The organism is Sodalis sp. RH22, from assembly GCF_047324165.1.
GTDB lineage: Bacteria > Pseudomonadota > Gammaproteobacteria > Enterobacterales > Enterobacteriaceae > Acerihabitans.
Map to the genome: position 1 here is coordinate 3,892,244 of NZ_CP178731.1, position 18,817 is coordinate 3,911,060.

An 18,817-nucleotide genomic window follows, 5' to 3' on the forward strand; every position below is an offset into this window, starting at 1 on the left:
CAAATCTGGGCATGAGTTTGCCGCGGGTATGATGCGCAATGAGAGTAAAGCCTGGCGCCGGGAAGAGAGATAGGGCGTCTTTACCATCTTGCCCATCATGCCCGTTATCATGGTTTTGTCAGCCATTTTCACGAGAGTGGCTGACAAAACATAATAATCCCCAGTTCTACAGGCTCGGGGAAACCGGAAAAACCGGTCTCTGTCAGGTCAAAGACATCGATACGGCGGAGCATGCCGTTCATTTAGGAATAACACTGATGTGTGGAATAGTAGGCGCGGTTGCGCAGCGTGATATTGCCGAAATCCTGTTAGAGGGATTACGCCGGCTAGAGTATCGTGGGTATGATTCCGCCGGCCTGGCGGTGGTGGATAACGAGGGGCATTTGCAACGGCTGCGCCGGGTCGGCAAGGTTGCCGCGTTGTCGCAGGCGGCGGCGGAGCATCCGCTGACCGGCGGCACGGGCATCGCCCATACCCGTTGGGCCACCCACGGGGAACCCTCGGAAAATAATGCCCATCCCCATGTCTCCGGGCATATCGTGGTGGTGCATAACGGTATCATTGAAAACCATGAACCGCTGCGTAAACTGCTGGTGGAGCGCGGCTATGTATTCGCGTCCGAAACCGATACCGAGGTTATCGCCCACCTGGTGCATTGGGAACAGCGCCAGGGCGGCGGCACGCTGGCTGAAGTGATCCTGCGCGTGATCCCGCAGCTGCGCGGCGCCTATGGCACAGTTATCATGGACAGCAAGGACCCAAGCGTGCTGGTGGCGGCGCGATCCGGTAGTCCGCTGGTGATTGGCCTGGGCGTGGGCGAAAACTTCCTGGCGTCCGATCAGCTGGCGCTGCTGCCGGTCACCCGCCGGTTTATGTTCCTGGAAGAGGGCGATATCGCCGAAATTACCCGCCGCACGGTGCGCGTATGGGATACGCGCGGCAACCCGGTGCAACGGGCGGAGATTGAGTCCCAGGTAAAATACGACGCCGGCGATAAGGGCATCTATCGCCACTACATGCAAAAAGAGATTTTTGAACAGCCGCAGGCGATTAAAAACACCCTGGCGGGCCGTTTTTTACACGGCCAGATCACGTTATCCGAACTGGGCGAGGCCGGCGATCGTTTGCTGGAGCAGGTACAGCATGTGCAAATCATCGCCTGCGGCACCTCGTACCATTCGGCCATGGTATCGAAATACTGGTTCGAGGCGCTGGCCGGCGTGCCCTGCGATGTGGAAATCGCCTCCGAGTTCCGCTATCGCAAATCCGCCGTGCGGCCGGGCAGCCTGATCATTACCCTGTCGCAATCCGGCGAAACCGCCGATACCCTGGCGGCCCTGCGCCTGACCAAAACCCTGGGCTACCTCGGCTCGCTGGCGGTGTGTAACGTGGCCGGCTCCTCGCTGGTGCGCGAATCCGATCTGGCGCTGATGACCCGCGCCGGGACGGAAATCGGCGTGGCTTCCACCAAGGCCTTCACCACCCAGTTAACGGTATTGCTGATGCTGGTGGCGCGCCTGGGCCGCCTGAAGGGCATGGATAGCCAGGTCGAGCAGCAGATTGTGCATGCGCTGCAGGCCCTGCCGGCCCGTATCGAGCAAATGCTGGCGCTGGATAAGCCGATTGAACAGCTGGCGGAAGGGTTCTCTGATAAACATCACGCCCTGTTTCTCGGGCGCGGCGAGCTTTACCCCATCGCCATGGAAGGCGCGCTGAAGCTCAAGGAAATTTCGTATATCCACGCCGAAGCCTATGCGGCGGGCGAGCTGAAACACGGCCCGCTGGCGCTGATCGACGCCGATATGCCGGTAATCGTTATTGCCCCCAATAATGAATTGCTGGAAAAACTCAAGTCGAACATTGAGGAAGTGCGCGCCCGCGGCGGCCTGTTATATGTCTTTGCCGAAGAGAACGCCGGTTTTACCGACAGCGAAAATATGAAAATCATCCCGCTGCCGCACGTAGAAGAGATTGTGGCGCCGATATTCTACACGGTGCCGTTGCAGCTGCTGGCGTATCATATTGCGCTGATCAAAGGCACCGATGTCGACCAGCCGCGTAATCTGGCAAAATCGGTGACGGTGGAGTAACCCGCGTCTGCGGCGGCACCTAAGCCGCCGCTTGCAAAGTGATCGCAAAAACCGACACAGCGTTAATCGGATCCGGTGGGGATGGCAAAGCCCCAGCGGATTTTTTTTTGCCCGATCACACCCCAATAAATCCTTTTCCTTATATTGATATTGCAAATGCGTAATTCAAATAAGCTTAATTAATTTACGCATGGTTATTTACGAGAAACTTCTTGTTCCCACCCGGAATATAACAATAATGATTATGTGAGCGGGGTCATGCCGGCTTATGACAACGGTCATAAAAATAGGGTGCTGAAAAGTGTAAAACATCTGTCATGTCAACAATACACTATTACCGGCTTGTCTGGCCTGCGACGACTTTCTCCTGGGTTTTTACCGCGGGAAATGCCGCCTGACGTGCGGCATGGCTCCGCTCGCCGCTTGCCTGTACCGAACGGAATAATCGTAACGGCTTAAGCTGCGCATTTCTCTCATTAATCGACCGCCCACTATTCTGATTTTATTGGAAGGGTCACATCTATGCTGATATTTTTATAACTAAAAGGTGCGATTTATGAATAGCCTACAGATATTTTCTTTTGTATTTTTTACGTGCCTTGTCGCTATTGTTACCTGGTGGAAAGTAAGGAAAAACGATACCCATACCCAGCAGGGCTATTTCCTGGCCGGTCGTTCCCTTAAAGCGCCAATAATTGCCGCATCGCTGATGCTGACCAATCTTTCAACGGAACAATTGGTCGGCCTGAGCGGACAGGCCTATAAATTCGGCATGTCGGTGATGGCATGGGAGGTGATTTCAGCTATTCCCCTGGTCCTGCTGGCGCTGGTGTTTTTACCGCGTTATTTGCAGCGGGGCATTATTACCATTCCGGATTTTATCGAAGAACGCTACGACAAAACCACGCGTATTATGGTGGACTGCTGTTTTTTAATCGCCACCGGCGTCTGTTTTCTGCCCATAGTACTCTATTCCGGCTCGCTGGCGCTCAACAGCCTGTTTCATTTCAGCGACCTTACCGGGCTGAGCCAGGGCAGCGCGACGATAGTCATGGTGATAGCCCTTGGCGTGATAGGCACCCTGTACGCGGTTATCGGCGGACTGCGCGCGATTGCCGTCGCCGATGTCGTCAATGGCATCGGCCTGGTGATTGGCGGGCTGATGGTGCCGTTTTTCGGGCTGATGGCGCTTGGCGGCGGCAGTGTTATCGCCGGCCTGAATACACTGACGGCGGATCATGCCGAGCGCCTCAACTCCATCGGTGGCGCCCATGACCCGGTGCCCATCGGCGCCGCCTTGACCGGCCTGGTGCTGGTGAATACCTTTTACTGGTGTACCAACCAGGGCATCGTCCAGCGTACCCTGGCCGCCAAGAACCTGGCCGAAGGGCAAAAAGGCGCGCTGCTGACGGCGCTGCTGAAAATGCTCGACCCGATAATCCTGGTCCTGCCCGGCGTTATCGCCTATCACCTGTATCAAGGGCTGCCCAAGGCGGATATGGCCTACCCGGTGCTGGTCAACCAGATCCTGCCCGCGCCCCTGGTCGGTTTTTTCGGCGCCGTGCTGTTCGGCGCCATTATCAGCGTGTTCAACGGGTTTTTAAACAGCGCCAGCACCTTATTCAGCATGGGTATCTACAGCCGTATTATCAATCCTGACGCCACGTCCAAGAAACAGGTGTTGGTGGGGCGTTATTTCGCCCTGATCCTGGCGCTGGTGTCGGTGGTGGTGGCCCCCGGCATTGCCAATGCCCCCGAAGGATTATACAGCTGGATGAAGCAGCTTAACGGGGTGTACAACGTTCCCCTGGTCACCATTATCATCATGGGGTTCTTTTTCCCGCGTATCCCGGCCATGGCGGCCAAGCTGGCGCTGCTGTTAGGTATCGTCAGCTATATCCTGATCAATTACGTTTTCCATTTCCCTATTCATTTCCTGTATGTGCTGGCGATAACGTTTTGCCTGAACGCGTTGGTGATGCTGGTTATCGGTAAACTTGCGCCGCGCGCCACCCCGTTTGTCTTCCATGATTCCCTGGCGGTGGATATGTCGCCGTGGCGGTCGGTAAAAATCGCCTCCGTCGGCGTTATTGCGGCGATGATATTTATTTATGCCTTTCTCGCCCGCTTCGGCGGCTGGCACAGCCTCTGGTTATGCTGGATCGCGGGCATAACCGTTGTCGCCATTTCCGGCTGGCTGATATTCGCCGGTTTGAGAAAAACCAAAACCAGGGAGGAAATCGCCTGATGCAACCTAATATTATTTTTATCATGACCGATACGCAGGCCACCAATATGGTCGGGTGCTATACCGGCCTTCCCCTGCATACCGAGCATATCGATGCGCTGGCCGGGCGCGGGGCCAAATTCAATTCGGCATTTACCACCGCGCCGCTGTGCACCCCGGCGCGCGCGGGACTGTTCACCGGCCTGTATTCCAACCAAAGCGGTCCCTGGACCAATAATCTGGCGCCGGGTAAGAATATGCGCACCCTGGGCAACTATTTTCAGGATGCCGGCTGGCAAACCGCCTATATCGGTAAATGGCATCTTGATGGCCACGACTATTTCGGCACCGGCATCTGTCCGCCGGAATGGGCGGCGGAATATTGGTACGATGGCGCTAATTACCTGCATGACCTGCCGGAAGAAAAAATCAGCTTATGGCGCAACGGGCTGAATTCAAAGGAAGAACTTGAACAACATCAGATTGATGATGAATTTACCTGGGGCTATCGCATCAGCCAGCGCGCGATACATTTTATCGATAAGCAGCGCCTGCGGCGCGAGAAACCGTTCCTGCTGGTGCTTTCTTACGATGAGCCGCATCATCCCTTTACCTGCCCGCCGCGTTATCTCGACCGTTTTGCCGATTTCCATTACCCGCTGGGCGCAAAAGGAACCGATGATCTCAGCGATAAACCGATGCACCAGCGTTTGTGGGCCAGGGCGATGCCGTCGCCGGTAACGGATGGCGCCACCTATCATCATCCGATTTATTTTGCCTGCAATGATTTTGTCGACGACCAGATAGGACGCGTGCTGAACCACCTTACCCCCGACGAATGGGAAAATACCTGGATAGTGTATACCTCCGATCACGGTGAAATGATGGGAGCGCATCAACTTATCAGCAAAGGCTCGGCAGGCTATGACGACATCTGCCGCATTCCCTTTATCATCCACGGGCCCGGCCTGCCGGCGCGGGAGATTGATACACCGGTGAGCCATATCGACCTGTTGCCGACGTTATTATCGATTGCCGGTATCCCGGTGCCGCCGTCGCTGCACGGCGAAAGCCTGCTGCCTATGCTGTCGTCGGCGGAGCGGGAACGGGAGCGGTCGGTCATGGTGGAATTTAACCGTTATGAAATAGAACATGACAGCTTCGGCGGTTTTATCCCGATGCGTGCCTGGGTCACCAATGATTTAAAACTGGTGATTAATCTGTTTGACGATGATGAACTCTATGACCGGCGCAACGATCCCGAGGAACTGATAAACCTGATTGGCCGGGACGACTATGCGGAACGGCGTAATGCATTGCATGATAGCTTATTAGACTATATGGATAGTATTCGCGATCCGTTTCGCAGCTATCGCTGGGCCATGCGCCCGTGGCGGCCCGACAGGCATGAGCAATGGCTGGGCGCGTTTCGTCCTAAACCGGATGATTACGTCTCGCCGGTGGTCAGGGATTACGATACCGGCCTGCCGACCAAGGGAGTAAAAATTGAGGAAAAAAGACAAAAATTCTGAGGATGGGGACGAGGGCCGCGCCGTATTCGCAGAATTGTCCGGCAGCGAACACGCCATGTTTACCCGGCTGGATCAGTTGCCGAAGCAAACGCGCATTTATCCCCAGGAGGATGAGGCCCTCTCTTTTTATTACCTGCACAGTGGGTTGGTGGGGCTGTACCATATGCTGGAGAACGGTAAGGTGTGCCTGATCCGCCTGTTCGGCCCCGGTGATTTTTTCGGCTACCGCAGCCTGTTCGGTAATACGTTTTACCACTGTTCCTCGCGCGTGCAGCGCACCGCTACGGTAACGCGCATTACCCCCTATCAGCCGCAGCGGTTTTTATGCCGCTATCCGCGCCTGAATGTCTATTTGTTCATGCGGCTGGCGCGTGATCTGGGCGAGGCGGAAAAAAGGCTGGCCAGCATGGCCTACGATAAATCCCAGCAACGGGTATTACTGGGCATTCACTATTTATACCGGCAATGGCCGGGCTATGAATGGACCTGGCGTGAAATTGCCGAATACGCGGGTTGCGAAACGGAAACCGCTATCCGCCATGGCAGTGAGCTCAAGCTACAGGGACTGTTGCCGGATGAATTTACCGGTTAACTGCCGCCGCTGCCGGTGCGGCATGGTATTTGACGCGCAATATTGTTTGGAGTCGCGGTTATGAAACGCCCGTTTTCCCTGATGGCGAAACCCACCAGTTATCAATGCAATATTCACTGCGATTATTGTTTTTATGTGGACAAAAAAAATACCCTGTTACCCGCCGGAGCATCGGCGTCGAAGCATATGGCCGACGATGTGCTCAGGGAATTTATTAAGCAGTATATTGACGCCAGCGCTGGCGACGAGGTCATGTTTGCCTGGCAGGGCGGCGAGCCGACCCTGGCCGGAATTGACTTTTATGCCGCCGCGCTGCGCTATCAGCAGCGTTACGCCCGGGGAAAAAGGATTACCAACAGCATGCAAACCAACGGCGTATTGATAAACGATCAATGGGGCCGTTTTCTTGCCGATAATCATTTCCTGCTGGGTATTTCCGTGGACGGCACCGCCAGGCTGCATAATCATTATCGCCATACCGCCAGCGGCCGGCCGGTATTTGACAGCGTGATCAACGCCATCCGGATATTTAAGGAATATCATATAGATTACAATGTATTGAGCGTGGTGAACGATAAAACCGCCCAGGCGCCGCTGGAAATATATCTTTTTATCACGCAAGAGCTGGGCGCGCAGTATGTGCAATTTATCCCGGCCGTGGAACAAAGGTTGTCCGGAGCCGCGCGGGGGGACTTGATTTATCCCCGGTCGACGGCGGATAAAACGCTGACGCCATGGTCGGTGAGCGGCGAAGCCTACGGCACGTTTATCAATACCCTGTTTGACTACTGGGTACGGCATGATGTCGGCAGGGTGTTTGTGCAGCTATTCGATAATGCGCTGGCCGCCTGGTGCGGCGTGATGCCAAGCCTGTGCGTGATGCAGCCCACCTGCGGCCAGGGCCTGATCGTCGAGCAGAACGGCGATATCTATAGCTGCGATCATTTCGTCTACCCTGAGCATAGACTGGGCAACCTGATGACAGGGAACCTGGCCGCCATGGCCGGTGGGAAAAAACAGCGCCAGTTCGGCCAGCTAAAAGCCAATGTGGCGACGCCGTGTTTGTCATGCGACTATCGGTTTGCCTGTCACGGCGGCTGTCCTAAGCACCGTATTCACCGCATCGGGGGCCAGTGGCATAATCATCTTTGCGCCGGCTATAAAGCTATTTTTTCCCATATCGCGCCCTATATGGCGTATATGGCCGGCGAACTGGCGCGCCATCGGCCGGCCGCCGGCATTATGCGCGAAATTGATCGGATTGCGGAGGCGGGGATTGAAAAAAAAGGCTAATATGCCATTAAAATAGGTACCCATCCCGGTGTCATAAAAATGTCATATTACCGACATGTATCTGTAACCTAATTGTCCTATTTTCCCTCCTGCAGCAATTATAATAATTGAAGAAAACGGCCATGGGCCGATTTTAAATATCCCACAGGAGGGATTATGAGACTGATGCATACCACCGTTGCCAGTGTTGTAGCAGCTACGTTCGCCCTGGCGAGTATTTCTTCGTTCGCTGCCGCCAACCTGACAGGTGCCGGCGGCACATTCCCCGCCCCGGTTTATGCTAAATGGGCTGATACCTATCAAAAAGAAACCGGCGTAAAAGTTAACTACCAGGGCATCGGTTCTTCCGGCGGCATTAAACAGATTATCGCCAATACCGTTGATTTCGGCGCGTCCGATGCTCCTTTAAGCGATGGCGACCTGAAGAAAGAAGGTTTATTCCAATTTCCGACCGTGATTGGCGGCGTGGTGCTGGCCATCAACGTACCGGGAATCAAAAGCGGCGAACTGACCCTGGACGGCCATACCCTGGGTGAAATTTACCTGGGCAACATCAAAAAATGGAACGACCCGGCCATCACCAAGCTGAACCCGGGCCTGAAGCTGCCTGATCAGAATATCGCCGTGGTACGCCGCGCCGATGGTTCCGGCACGTCGTTTGTCTTCACCAGCTATCTGTCCAAGGTGAATGCGACCTGGAAAGAAAAAATCGGCGCCGGTTCCACGGTTAACTGGCCGGTCGGACTGGGCGGCAAGGGCAATGACGGCATCGCCGCCTTTGTCCAGCGTTTGCCGGGTTCCATCGGTTATGTGGAGTACGCCTACGCTAAGCAGAACAACCTGGCCTACACCAAGCTGATTTCCGCCGACGGCAAGCCGGTAATGCCGACGCAGGATAACTTCAGCGCGGCGGCGAAAGGCGTCAACTGGCAGCAATCTTTTGCCCAGGATCTGACTAACCAGAAGGGCAACAATGCCTGGCCGATCACCTCCACCACGTTTATTATGTTGCATACTACCCAAACCAAGCCTGAGCAGGGCCGCGAAACCCTGAAATTCTTCGATTGGGCCTACAACAAGGGTGCCGACCAGGCTAACGCCCTTGACTACGCCACCTTGCCAAAGGACGTGGTCGAACAGATCCGCGCCGCCTGGAAGGCCAATATCAAAGACAGTAACGGTAAAGCGCTCTACTAAGTCCTTGTGTTTCGTCCCTTCCCTTACGGGAAGGGATTACGAACCAACAAAAAGAGTACTCTATGGCTGACAATACGCCGGCACGGCATGCCCCCGGTAAACAAGGCGACCTGATATTCGGTACGTTGGTCAGGTTGGCCGCATTGATTACCTTATTGATGTTGGGCGGAATTATCGTTTCGCTGATTGTCGCTTCGTGGCCGAGCATGGAAAAGTTCGGCTTCGCTTTCCTGTGGACCAAGGAGTGGGATCCGCCCGGTGAAAAATTCGGCGCGCTGGTTCCTATCTACGGCACCCTGGTGACCTCTTTTATCGCGTTACTGATTGCCGTTCCGGTCAGCTTCGGCATCGCCCTGTTCCTTACCGAGCTTGCCCCCAACTGGTTGAAGCGTCCCCTTGGCGTCGCCATTGAGCTGTTGGCGGCCATCCCAAGCATTGTCTACGGCATGTGGGGGTTGTTTGTTTTTGCTCCCCTGTTCGCCCAGTATTTTCAACAGCCCCTGGGCGATGTGATGTCGACCATCCCTTTTATCGGCGTCCTGTTTTCGGGGCCGGCGTTTGGTATCGGCATCCTGGCCGCCGGTATTATCCTGGCTATCATGATCATCCCGTATATTGCCGCCGTGATGCGCGATGTGTTTGAGCAAACGCCGGTGTTGATGAAGGAGTCGGCCTACGGTATCGGCTGCACCACCTGGGAAGTGATCTGGCGTATCGTGCTGCCCTTCACCAAAAACGGCGTGATCGGCGGCGTGATGCTGGGCCTGGGACGGGCGCTGGGCGAAACCATGGCGGTGACCTTTATCATCGGCAATACCAACCAGCTGGACAGCATTTCCCTGTTTAGCCCGGGCAACAGCATTACCTCGGCGCTGGCCAATGAGTTCGCCGAAGCCCAGGCGGGTCTGCATACCGCCGCGCTGATGGAGCTGGGGTTAATCCTGTTTGTGATTACCTTTATCGTGCTGGCCTGCTCCAAATTCATGATAATGCGCCTGGCGAAAAACGAGGGGGTCAAATAATGGCGACCGTCGAGCACCAAATGACCCATACCGCGCCACAAATGGAAGCGCGGCGTAAAATGCAGTCCTGGCGGCGGCAGAAGAACCGTCTGGCGCTGTTATTATCCATGATCACCATGGCCTTCGGCCTGTTCTGGTTATGCTGGATCTTGCTGACCACGGTAAGCCGGGGTTTTGACGGTATGTCGCTGGCGTTGTTTACCGAAATGACGCCGCCGCCCAATACCGCCGGCGGAGGGCTGGCCAATGCCCTGGCCGGCAGCGGATTGCTGATTCTCTGGGCCACTGTTTTCGGCACGCCCCTGGGCATCATGGCGGGGATTTACCTGGCGGAATACGGGCGTAAGTCCGCGCTGGCGGAAGTGATCCGTTTTATTAACGATATCCTGCTGTCCGCGCCGTCCATCGTTATCGGTTTGTTTGTCTATACGCTGGTGGTGGCGAAAATGGAGCATTTCTCCGGCTGGGCCGGGGTGATCGCCCTGGCGCTGCTGCAGGTGCCGATTGTTATCCGTACCACGGAAAACATGATGCGGCTGGTGCCCGATACGCTGCGTGAGGCTGCCTATGCGTTGGGTACGCCGAAATGGAAAATGATTTCCGCCATCACGCTTAAGGCCTCGGTTTCCGGCATCATCACCGGCGTATTGCTGGCGGTGGCGCGCATTGCCGGCGAAACGGCGCCGCTGCTGTTTACCTCGCTCTCCAACCAGTTCTGGAGTACCGATCTCATGCAGCCCATCGCCAACCTGCCGGTGACGATTTTCAAATTCGCCATGAGCCCGTTTGCCGAATGGCAACAGCTGGCCTGGGCCGGCGTGCTGCTGATTACCCTGTGCGTGCTGTTGCTGAACATTATCGCGCGGATTATTTTCGCCAAAAAAACCTATTAAGCGTCAGGCGCCGACGCGTCTTTGATCGAAAGAGAGAGTGTTGCATGAGCGGGATCAACAACGCCAACGACAGCAAAGTACAGGTTCGCGATCTGAATTTTTATTACGGTAAATTTCATGCGCTGAAAAATATCAGCCTGGATATTGCCCGTAACCAGGTGACGGCTTTTATCGGCCCGTCCGGCTGCGGTAAATCCACGCTGTTGCGTTGCTTTAATAAAATGTACCAGCTTTATCCGGAGCAGCGCGCCGAAGGGGAGATCCTGCTGGACGGGGACAATATCCTCACCGATAAGCGCGATGTTTCCCTGCTGCGCGCCCGGGTCGGCATGGTGTTCCAGAAGCCGACCCCCTTTCCGATGTCTATTTATGACAATATCGCGTTCGGCGTGCGCCTGTTTGAGAAACTGTCGCGCAGCGAGATGGAGGAGCGCGTGCAGTGGTCGCTGACCAAAGCGGCGCTGTGGAACGAAACCAAGGACAAATTGCACCAGAGCGGTTATAGCCTGTCCGGCGGCCAGCAGCAGCGTTTATGTATCGCGCGCGGCATCGCCATTCGCCCCGATGTGCTGTTGCTCGATGAGCCCTGTTCAGCCCTGGATCCGATCTCGACCGGACGTATCGAAGAGCTGATTTCAGAATTGAAAGCGGATTATACCGTGGTGATAGTGACGCATAATATGCAGCAGGCGGCGCGTTGCTCCGATCACACGGCATTTATGTATCTCGGCGAGTTAATTGAATTCAACGATACGGATAGCATTTTCACCGCACCGAAGAACAAACAAACCGAAGATTATATTACTGGCCGCTATGGTTAATAACGGGATATATCATGGAAAACCTGAATCTCAATAAGCATATTTCCGGCCAGTTTAACGCCGAACTGGAACACATACGCACCCAGGTGATGGCGATGGGCGGCCTGGTGGAGCAACAGCTTACCGACGCCATCAGCGCGATGCACAGCCAGGATGAAGAATTGGCCAAACGGGTCATCGCCGGGGACGTCAAGGTGAATGCGATGGAGGTGGCCATTGATGAAGCCTGTGTGCGTATTATTGCCAAGCGCCAGCCTACCGCCAGCGATTTACGCCTGGTGATATCGATCATCAAAACCATATCCGAACTGGAGCGTATCGGCGACGGCGCGGATAAAATCTGCCGTACCGCGCTGGAAAAATACTCCCAGCAGCATTTGCAGATGCTGGTCAGCCTGGAGTCGCTTGGACGCCATACGGTGCAGATGCTGCATGACGTGCTGGACGCCTTTGCGCGCATGGATTTGGATGAGGCGATCCGGATTTATCGCGAGGATAAAAAAGTCGACCAGGAATACGAGGGTATCGTCCGTCAGTTGATGACCTATATGATGGAAGATCCCCGCACTATTCCCAGCGTGCTGACGGCGCTGTTTTGCGCCCGCTCCATCGAGCGTATCGGCGATCGCTGCCAGAATATCTGCGAATATATTTTCTATTTTGTTAAGGGACAGGACTTCCGCCATGTGGGCGGCGACGCGCTGGAAACGCTGCTGACGGGCACGGGTAAAGATAAGGCCGCGGATGCCGGCGGCGAGGCCAGTCCGCCGAAGGAATAATAATCCTGGCCGATCATACCAATACTTCCGGTGCGCCGGTCAACGTCCATCCCCGCGCGCGCCATAACGCCGGCAGCTGACCCATATCATCAAAGCGGGTGACCAGCGGGTGGTCGATCGGCGGATTATGCGCATCGGCGCAATAGTAAAATACCGGCATGCCGGCGGCGATGCCCGCCTGGACGCCGGACACCGAATCCTCGACTAAAATGCATTGCGCCACCGGTACCCCCAGCTGGGCGGCGGCATGATGGATCACCGCCGGGTCGGGCTTCCAGCGCTGCACATCGTAACCGCTGAACAGACGTTGCGCAAAAAACGGCAGCAGCGACGTCAGGCCGAGCGAGTGCTCCATTTTACTGACCGGACCGTTGGACACCACCGCCATCGGTACGACGATCCGCTGCAAAAGCTCGCGCACGCCCTCGATGGCAACCAGCCGCTCATCAAACAGCCGGGCTACATGCGCGCGGTACTCGGCTTCCAGGATATCCGCCCGCTGGCGCAGGCCGTGCTGTTCCCTCATGCGATCGAAGATGTCATTGAGTTTTACGCCTTTGAAATCCCTGATGGCATCGGTAAGCGTCAGCGCAATGCCGTATTGGGCGAACAGGAGCACATAGGCCTCGCAACACAAGATCTCGCTGTCCACCAGCGTGCCGTCACAATCAAATAATACGCATGTTTTGTCCGTCATTAACCCTGTCCTTATACCGTTGCCGGGAATATCCGCTCTTACTTTACCCGATCAGGGCGGACAAGCGATCGCTTAACCCGTTGCCGCGCCTGTTTTTTGGCCCCGGCCGCGGGCAGCGGTGGATACCCGCTTAACCCGGCTGGTGGGTGTTACACAGTGGAACACACGGCCATAATGTTTTTTATAATATAAATAATTATATATCAACAACATATATAAGGATAATAGTGTAGTTAAAAATATATTGTCATCTCAGTGTGTAAAATTACACATCGATCACATTTAGCGATTCATTAACATGTTTTAATCATCCCACTTCTTCGACTGGGAACTGACTATGAAACATATGATGATTTGCTGCGGCGCCGGCGTTGCCACCAGCACCGTGGCGCTGAAAAAACTGGAAGCTTACCTGCAGGGGGAAAACTTGCTGGATAAGGTGCGCATATCACAGGGTACCGTGGCGGAAGCCGCCACCCGCGACGATGTGGACTTTATCGTTTCCACCTCGCCGGTGAAAGTGTCCGTACCGGTCATTAACGCTTTGCCCCTGTTGACCGGCATGGGGACCGACAAAGTATTCAGCAGCGTTAAAGAATTGATTCTCGCCGAGGGTTAATACCATGTTTGTTATCGATTATATCGTGAGCATGGGGGCCTCGGTCATGATGCCCCTGATCTTCATTCTGCTGGGATTGCTGCTGCGTTTATCCATCGCCAAATCGATTAAAGCCGGGCTGATGGTGGGGATCGGTTTTATCGGATTAAGCATTACCGTTAACCTGATGATTGATTCGTTAACGCCCGTCAGCCATGCCATTGTCGAGCGGTTCGGCCTGAACCTGACGGTCTTGGACATGGGATGGCCCGCCGCCGCCGCCGTGGCCATGGGTACCCGGGTCGGCGCGCTGGTGATCCCGGTGTGCGTCGCCATCAATGTCCTGATGCTCTATACCAAGACCACCCGTATCCTGAACGTGGATATCTGGAACCTGTGGCATCACGCGTTTACCGGCTCGCTGGTGGCCATTATCACCGGTAATCTCTGGCTGGGGGTGCTGGCCGCCGGGCTGAACTGTATCGTCACCATGGTGATAGCCGATCGCACCACCGCCGATGTGGAAAAATACCTCAATTTGCCGGGTATCTCGGTGCCGCATGGTTTTTCCGCGTCGTTTGTGCCCGCCGCCTGGCTGGTTAACGCGATAGTCGATCGTATCCCCGGCGTGCGCGATATTAAAATCGATACCGATGTGATTCAAAAGCGCTTATCGATATTAGGCGATCCCGCCTGCCTGGGCGCGATTATCGGCGCCATCCTGGCCGTTATCGCCGGGGTTGATGTGAAGGCCATCCTGCAAACCGCTATCACCATGGCCGCGGTGATGACCATTATCCCCCGCATGGCCAAGATGTTGATGGAAGGGGTCTATCCCATCAGCGAGCGTATCCAGGAAATTGCGCAGTCCCGGGCCGGTTCGTTCGGCAAAATTTCCATCGGGCTGGATTCCGCCGTCAGCGTCGGCCATCCGGTTACCCTGTCGGTGTCGATGCTGATGATCCCGATTATGCTGGTGCTGGCGGCGATTATCCCCGGTAATCAGTTTCTGCCGTTCGCCTCGCTGACGGGCCTGCCGTTTGCCTTTGTGCTGGTGACCGCCGTATGCCGGGGCGATATGTTCCGCACCCTGCTCACCGGCCTGCTTACCCTGAGCCTGGCGCTGTTAATCGGCACCAGCCTGGCGCCGCTGGTGACCAGTACCGCCGTCAGCACCGGGTTCTCGTTACCCCATGGCGCAACCAGTATCAGCAGCGTTGATTATGCCGGCGCAATGCTGCCCTGGGTCATTATCCAGGGGTTCTATTTCAAGGCCATCGGCGTCGGCGTGCTGATCCTCTTGGCGCTGCTGCTGGCGCTATGGAACCGCAAAAAAATCCTCCGTGAGGACCGGTTGGCGGCGCAAACGGGCGCCGCCGGCACAGAGATGGGAGAATAATCATGATGTTCAGCGCCGAGCGCGTCTTCACCATTACCCAGCCGATAAGCCGTGATGAACTGCTGACCCTGATGGCGGACAGCCTGTACGCGGACGGCTTGGTCAAAGCAAGCTTTCGCCAGGGCGTGCTTGATCGGGAAGCGGTTTATCCCACCGGCATCGATATGGAGACGCACAGTATCGCCATACCCCATACCGAGTTTGAACATGTGCTCGCCACCGGCTTTGCCGTCGCGGTAAACCAGGCGGGGGTGGAGTTCCATCGCACCGATGAGCCACAAGCGGTGGTAAAACCGGCCGTCGTGGTGTTGATGGCCATCGATCCGTCGTGCGAAAAAGTGGCCATTATCCAATCCCTGTTTGCATTGCTGGGGGATATTGAGCAGGTTAACAAAATCGGCGGAAACTCGCCGGAGGGCATCGCGAAACTGTTCACTGAATCCATCACTACCCGTTAGAATGAAGCCGGAATCTCCCTACGCCTTCAGAGAAATGCGATGTTAAGAATAAGCCAGGTGATTGAGATAGCAATGGTCAGCCGCAAGACGGTTTATAACGCCATCAACAGCGGCCGCTTGAAATATCAGATGGTTAACCTGGATAACCGTCAGGTGCGCATGTTTCATGAACATGACGTGCTTGACGCGTTTCCCAAAGCCAACCGCACTTCGCTCGAAGTGCGGGCGCTGCAGCAGGAGATCGCCTCCCTGAAATTCGCCCTGGCGGAGCTGCAAAAGGCGGTGGAGGCCATGGATCCTTCCGTTCAGGTGGAGATGATCGCGGCAAAACCTAAAAAATAGGCGTCCGGTGTTCGCTTGCTGTCCCGGTTTGTTTGGTTTAAGCAATATTAAGCAAGGATCGTCAAATTATCATTGCATAAAAGTACATGTACAACCGCGTTGGTTTATCATTAAATGGGCCGGGAAAAGGTGCTTATATTTAATTTATCGTTACCAAGGAAGGTTATGTGGTATTTTTCGGCAACCAATATACGGCATGATATAAATAATGATTACCTTGATTATGCTGAGGAGGCCAATCAACCGCTTATATCCGAGGTAAACTCGATCAGTAATAGTCAAATATCTATAAATGCTAGCGCTACTAATATGCCCGTTCACAAGCCTTTTTTCCGGCGCGTAATGCAGCGCATGGCCGATATGCTGGCTTATGTCGGCAATTATTTTCATCATGGCGACCAACAGTGGTCTTTTGGCGCCACAAACAGTTCTCACCCCAAGATGGGCGCTATCGTACCATTACTTGATGAGCCGTCAATGGCAAGAGCTACCCTTATCATTAACGACCTTATGGTCCCTTTGCCGTCCCTGGGAGATAAACAACAGACAGTTGAAGAAAAGGTTTATTTTATCGGGATTGCCGTTATACGGCTGGCTGAATCGAAAGCGCAGAACTTAATTCATGGCCGCGCAAAGAAAAAGGCATGTGAAATAATAAATAAGGGTGATGACCATCCGGGCATCGGTATGCTGAGGCATATAGATAGCAGCTGCAAAGGGCAGAAAAGTTTTGCCGTGTCGCTGCTCGTTCTGGCCATGGAAATAGGCCGTATGGATTTGTCGTGTTCCGGTTCTAAAGAATATGGCGATTCACTGCATGCCATGGCCGTGTTATGGGGCTATATTCTTGCCAATGCCGCGACCGGCGGCACCAATGGAACGGGCATCGGCTTGGTGGATGAGCGCGCGGGCGGCGTCAGTGTGCCCAGCGTTTAATAATCAGTGAAGTATTAATACCGCCGAAGGCAAAGTTATTGGACTGGATATAACCGGTGTCGATGAGCCTGGGCTGGCCGGTGATATAGTCCAAATCGCCGCATTCCGGGTCCGGCTGGCGCAGGTTAAGCGTTGGGGCAAACCAGCCCTCGCGCATCATTTCCAGGCTCATCCAGGCTTCCAGCGCGCCGCAGGCCCCCAGCGTGTGGCCGAAATAGCTCTTCAGCGAGGATATCGGCGTGGTATTACCGAATAGCGCGGCGGTGGCGCGGCTCTCGGCAATGTCGCCGCGTTCCGTGGCGGTGCCGTGCGCGCTGATATAGCCGATGTCCCCGCTGGATACGCCGGCGTTTTGCAGCGCCTGCGCCATGCAGATTTGCATGGTGGACTGCTGCGGCTGGGTAATATGGCTGGCATCGCAGTTGGTGGCGAACCCCACCAGCTCGCCATAAATAGTGGCGCCCCTGGCCCGGGCAAAATCCAGCGCTTCCAATACCAGCGTGCCCGCGCCTTCGCCAATGACCAGTCCGTCCCGGTTGACATCAAAGGGGGCGGGTGTGAGCTTAGGCGCGTCGTTAAGCTGGCTGGTGGCAAACAGCGTATCGAAGGCCGCCGCCTCGGAAGGACAGAGTTCCTCGGCGCCGCCGGCCACCATGACCGTTTGGTAGCCATGCTTGATGGCTTCATAGGCATACCCGATGGCCTGGCTGCCGGAGGTGCAGGCGCTGGAGGTGGGGATTACCCGGCCGCGCAGGCCGAAGAACAATCCGGCATTGACCGCCGTGGTATGCGGCATCATCTGCACATAGGTGGTGCCGGTGATATTGTGGGTGTGTTTCTCCGTCAGCATGGTGGCGAAATCGCTGATGGGTTTGGTGCTGCCGGTGGACGAGCCGTAGGCAATGCCTGTTTCGCCGCCGGTCAGGATGGCATCATTCAGCAGCCCCGCCTGTTCCAGCGCCAGTTCGGTGGCCCGGGTCGCCAGCAGCGATACCCGGCCCATGGAGCGGATGCGCTTGCGGGTATAATGTTCGGGCAGCGCAAAGGCGGGCAGCGGGGCGGCCAGCAGGGTATTCAACCCGTCGAACTCGCGCCACTGCGGCATGGCGACCACGGCGTTTTCCAGGCGCTTAAGGCCTTGCGCCACCGCCTGCCAGCTTTCGCCAAAGGCGGTGACGCCGCCCATGCCGGTAATCACCACGCGGCGGTTCATAGCATGCCTCCGTTAATGGAGATGACCTGGCGTGTGATATAACCGGCTATGTCCGACATCAGGTAGCCGGCAAGTCCCGCCACTTCATCCGCCTGCCCCATGCGTTTCATCGGGATAAGGCCCATGGCCTGGTCCAGGGCGCGCGCGTCCAGGTCGATCATGCCGGTATCAATCAGCCCCGGCGCAATGCAGTTAACGGTGATATGCCGTTTCGCCAGCTCAACCGCCAGCGCCTTGGTGGCGCCGATAATGCCGGCCTTGGCCGCGCTGTAGTTGACCTGTCCCCGGTTGCCGATAAGACCGGATACCGAGGACAGGGTGATGATGCGCCCGCCGTCGCGCAGGCCGATCATCGGCATGATGCAGGGATGCAACACGTTATAGAAACTGTCGAGATTGGTATGCATTACACTGTCCCAATCCTCGCCGTCCAGCGCCGGGAAGGCGCCGTCGCGGGTCATGCCGGCATTGCTGACCACGCCGTAATACGCGCCGTGCCGGTCGATATCCGCCGTTATCGCCTGACGGCATGCGTCGCGGTCGGCGACATCAAAGGCGATAATCCGTCCCCGGCCGCCCTGCGCCGTTATCCGCAGCAGCGTTTCCTCCGCCCCTGCCCGGTCATGATGATAGTGAACGATTGCCGTAAAGCCGTCCCGCGCCAGCTGGCAGGCTATCGCGCGTCCTATTCCCTTACTGGCTCCCGTCACCAATACCGAGCGTGTCAT

At 55.8% G+C, this 18,817-nt stretch carries 18 protein-coding genes; 15 read left to right on the forward strand and 3 right to left on the reverse strand.

What is annotated here, in order from left to right:
* The first annotated feature begins 257 nt into the window (after positions 1–257).
* The 10 genes from glmS to phoU all read left to right on the forward strand — a co-directional run bounded on the left by glmS (position 258) and on the right by phoU (position 12,446).
* A complete protein-coding gene (glmS, locus tag ACL2XN_RS17660) occupies positions 258–2,090 on the forward strand; it encodes a glutamine--fructose-6-phosphate transaminase (isomerizing) (RefSeq protein ID WP_413721762.1) in 1,833 nt (610 codons plus the stop codon).
* A gap of 556 nt (positions 2,091–2,646) precedes the next feature.
* Entirely contained in the window at positions 2,647–4,338 is a 1,692-nt protein-coding gene (locus ACL2XN_RS17665) for a solute:sodium symporter family transporter (RefSeq protein WP_410012847.1), read from the forward strand.
* Positions 4,335–5,849: a sulfatase-like hydrolase/transferase gene (locus ACL2XN_RS17670; protein ID WP_413730990.1), complete on the forward strand. Its 1,515-nt coding sequence runs from the start codon at positions 4,335–4,337 to the stop codon at positions 5,847–5,849. The genes ACL2XN_RS17665 and ACL2XN_RS17670 overlap by 4 nt, the downstream gene beginning before the upstream one ends.
* A complete protein-coding gene (locus tag ACL2XN_RS17675; protein WP_410012848.1) occupies positions 5,824–6,441 on the forward strand; it encodes a Crp/Fnr family transcriptional regulator in 618 nt (205 codons plus the stop codon). Before ACL2XN_RS17670 ends, ACL2XN_RS17675 begins: the two co-directional genes overlap by 26 nt.
* A gap of 60 nt (positions 6,442–6,501) precedes the next feature.
* Positions 6,502–7,734 (forward strand): anaerobic sulfatase maturase, encoded by a 1,233-nt coding sequence (locus ACL2XN_RS17680; protein WP_413729170.1) that lies wholly within the window; start codon positions 6,502–6,504, stop codon positions 7,732–7,734.
* A 156-nt stretch (positions 7,735–7,890) separates the two neighbouring features.
* A complete protein-coding gene (gene pstS / locus ACL2XN_RS17685) occupies positions 7,891–8,931 on the forward strand; it encodes a phosphate ABC transporter substrate-binding protein PstS (RefSeq protein ID WP_410012850.1) in 1,041 nt (346 codons plus the stop codon).
* 62 nt (positions 8,932–8,993) lie between these two features.
* Entirely contained in the window at positions 8,994–9,953 is a 960-nt protein-coding gene (pstC, locus tag ACL2XN_RS17690; protein WP_410012851.1) for a phosphate ABC transporter permease PstC, read from the forward strand.
* Positions 9,953–10,846, forward strand: coding sequence for a phosphate ABC transporter permease PstA (gene pstA, locus ACL2XN_RS17695; RefSeq protein WP_410012852.1), 894 nt, complete (start codon positions 9,953–9,955; stop codon positions 10,844–10,846). Before pstC ends, pstA begins: the two co-directional genes overlap by 1 nt.
* 44 nt (positions 10,847–10,890) lie before the next feature.
* The gene (pstB, locus tag ACL2XN_RS17700) at positions 10,891–11,667 is read left to right on the forward strand and encodes a phosphate ABC transporter ATP-binding protein PstB (protein WP_410012853.1); all 777 of its coding nucleotides are present in this window, start codon (positions 10,891–10,893) and stop codon (positions 11,665–11,667) included.
* 14 nt (positions 11,668–11,681) lie between these two features.
* Entirely contained in the window at positions 11,682–12,446 is a 765-nt protein-coding gene (gene phoU, locus ACL2XN_RS17705; protein WP_410012854.1) for a phosphate signaling complex protein PhoU, read from the forward strand.
* A gap of 13 nt (positions 12,447–12,459) precedes the next feature.
* Here phoU and yieH read toward each other — a convergent pair whose 3' ends face one another.
* Complete coding sequence (yieH, locus tag ACL2XN_RS17710; RefSeq protein ID WP_410012855.1) at positions 12,460–13,143, reverse strand: 6-phosphogluconate phosphatase; 684 nt, start codon at positions 13,141–13,143, stop codon at positions 12,460–12,462.
* 337 nt (positions 13,144–13,480) lie between these two features.
* Between yieH and ACL2XN_RS17715 the strand changes: the two genes are divergently transcribed.
* The 5 genes from ACL2XN_RS17715 (at position 13,481) to ACL2XN_RS17735 (ending at position 16,876) form a co-directional block, all read left to right on the forward strand.
* Positions 13,481–13,762: a PTS sugar transporter subunit IIB gene (locus ACL2XN_RS17715; RefSeq protein WP_410012856.1), complete on the forward strand. Its 282-nt coding sequence runs from the start codon at positions 13,481–13,483 to the stop codon at positions 13,760–13,762.
* A 4-nt stretch (positions 13,763–13,766) separates the two neighbouring features.
* Positions 13,767–15,140, forward strand: a complete 1,374-nt coding sequence (locus ACL2XN_RS17720) for a PTS galactitol transporter subunit IIC (protein ID WP_410012857.1) — start codon at positions 13,767–13,769, stop codon at positions 15,138–15,140.
* A gap of 2 nt (positions 15,141–15,142) precedes the next feature.
* The gene (locus tag ACL2XN_RS17725; protein ID WP_410012858.1) at positions 15,143–15,598 is read left to right on the forward strand and encodes a PTS sugar transporter subunit IIA; all 456 of its coding nucleotides are present in this window, start codon (positions 15,143–15,145) and stop codon (positions 15,596–15,598) included.
* A gap of 57 nt (positions 15,599–15,655) precedes the next feature.
* Entirely contained in the window at positions 15,656–15,940 is a 285-nt protein-coding gene (locus ACL2XN_RS17730; protein ID WP_413721759.1) for a DNA-binding protein, read from the forward strand.
* A 165-nt stretch (positions 15,941–16,105) separates the two neighbouring features.
* Positions 16,106–16,876: a hypothetical protein gene (locus ACL2XN_RS17735; RefSeq protein ID WP_413729171.1), complete on the forward strand. Its 771-nt coding sequence runs from the start codon at positions 16,106–16,108 to the stop codon at positions 16,874–16,876.
* On the opposite strand, the gene ACL2XN_RS17740 is transcribed toward ACL2XN_RS17735, so the two are convergent.
* Positions 16,857–18,089 carry a beta-ketoacyl-ACP synthase gene (locus ACL2XN_RS17740; RefSeq protein ID WP_410012861.1) on the reverse strand — a complete coding sequence of 411 codons (1,233 nt, stop codon included), beginning with the start codon at positions 18,087–18,089 and terminating at the stop codon, positions 16,857–16,859. The genes ACL2XN_RS17735 and ACL2XN_RS17740 overlap by 20 nt on opposite strands.
* The gene (locus tag ACL2XN_RS17745; protein ID WP_413729172.1) at positions 18,086–18,817 is read right to left on the reverse strand and encodes a 3-ketoacyl-ACP reductase FabG2; all 732 of its coding nucleotides are present in this window, start codon (positions 18,815–18,817) and stop codon (positions 18,086–18,088) included. Before ACL2XN_RS17745 ends, ACL2XN_RS17740 begins: the two co-directional genes overlap by 4 nt.

Excerpts from the sequence above, each read along its gene's own strand:
- phoU (WP_410012854.1), top strand. The coding sequence starts at position 11,682 with ATGGAAAACCTGAATCTCAATAAGCATATTTCCGGCCAGTTTAACGCC.
- pstS (WP_410012850.1), top strand. The coding sequence starts at position 7,891 with ATGAGACTGATGCATACCACCGTTGCCAGTGTTGTAGCAGCTACGTTC.
- ACL2XN_RS17735 (WP_413729171.1), top strand. The coding sequence starts at position 16,106 with ATGTGGTATTTTTCGGCAACCAATATACGGCATGATATAAATAATGAT.
- ACL2XN_RS17725 (WP_410012858.1), top strand. The coding sequence starts at position 15,143 with ATGATGTTCAGCGCCGAGCGCGTCTTCACCATTACCCAGCCGATAAGC.
- glmS (WP_413721762.1), top strand. The coding sequence starts at position 258 with ATGTGTGGAATAGTAGGCGCGGTTGCGCAGCGTGATATTGCCGAAATC.
- ACL2XN_RS17740 (WP_410012861.1), bottom strand. The coding sequence starts at position 18,089 with ATGAACCGCCGCGTGGTGATTACCGGCATGGGCGGCGTCACCGCCTTT.
- ACL2XN_RS17665 (WP_410012847.1), top strand. The coding sequence starts at position 2,647 with ATGAATAGCCTACAGATATTTTCTTTTGTATTTTTTACGTGCCTTGTC.
- ACL2XN_RS17680 (WP_413729170.1), top strand. The coding sequence starts at position 6,502 with ATGAAACGCCCGTTTTCCCTGATGGCGAAACCCACCAGTTATCAATGC.
- pstC (WP_410012851.1), top strand. The coding sequence starts at position 8,994 with ATGGCTGACAATACGCCGGCACGGCATGCCCCCGGTAAACAAGGCGAC.
- ACL2XN_RS17720 (WP_410012857.1), top strand. The coding sequence starts at position 13,767 with ATGTTTGTTATCGATTATATCGTGAGCATGGGGGCCTCGGTCATGATG.
- yieH (WP_410012855.1), bottom strand. The coding sequence starts at position 13,143 with ATGACGGACAAAACATGCGTATTATTTGATTGTGACGGCACGCTGGTG.
- ACL2XN_RS17745 (WP_413729172.1), bottom strand. The coding sequence starts at position 18,817 with ATGACACGCTCGGTATTGGTGACGGGAGCCAGTAAGGGAATAGGACGC.
- pstA (WP_410012852.1), top strand. The coding sequence starts at position 9,953 with ATGGCGACCGTCGAGCACCAAATGACCCATACCGCGCCACAAATGGAA.
- pstB (WP_410012853.1), top strand. The coding sequence starts at position 10,891 with ATGAGCGGGATCAACAACGCCAACGACAGCAAAGTACAGGTTCGCGAT.
- ACL2XN_RS17715 (WP_410012856.1), top strand. The coding sequence starts at position 13,481 with ATGAAACATATGATGATTTGCTGCGGCGCCGGCGTTGCCACCAGCACC.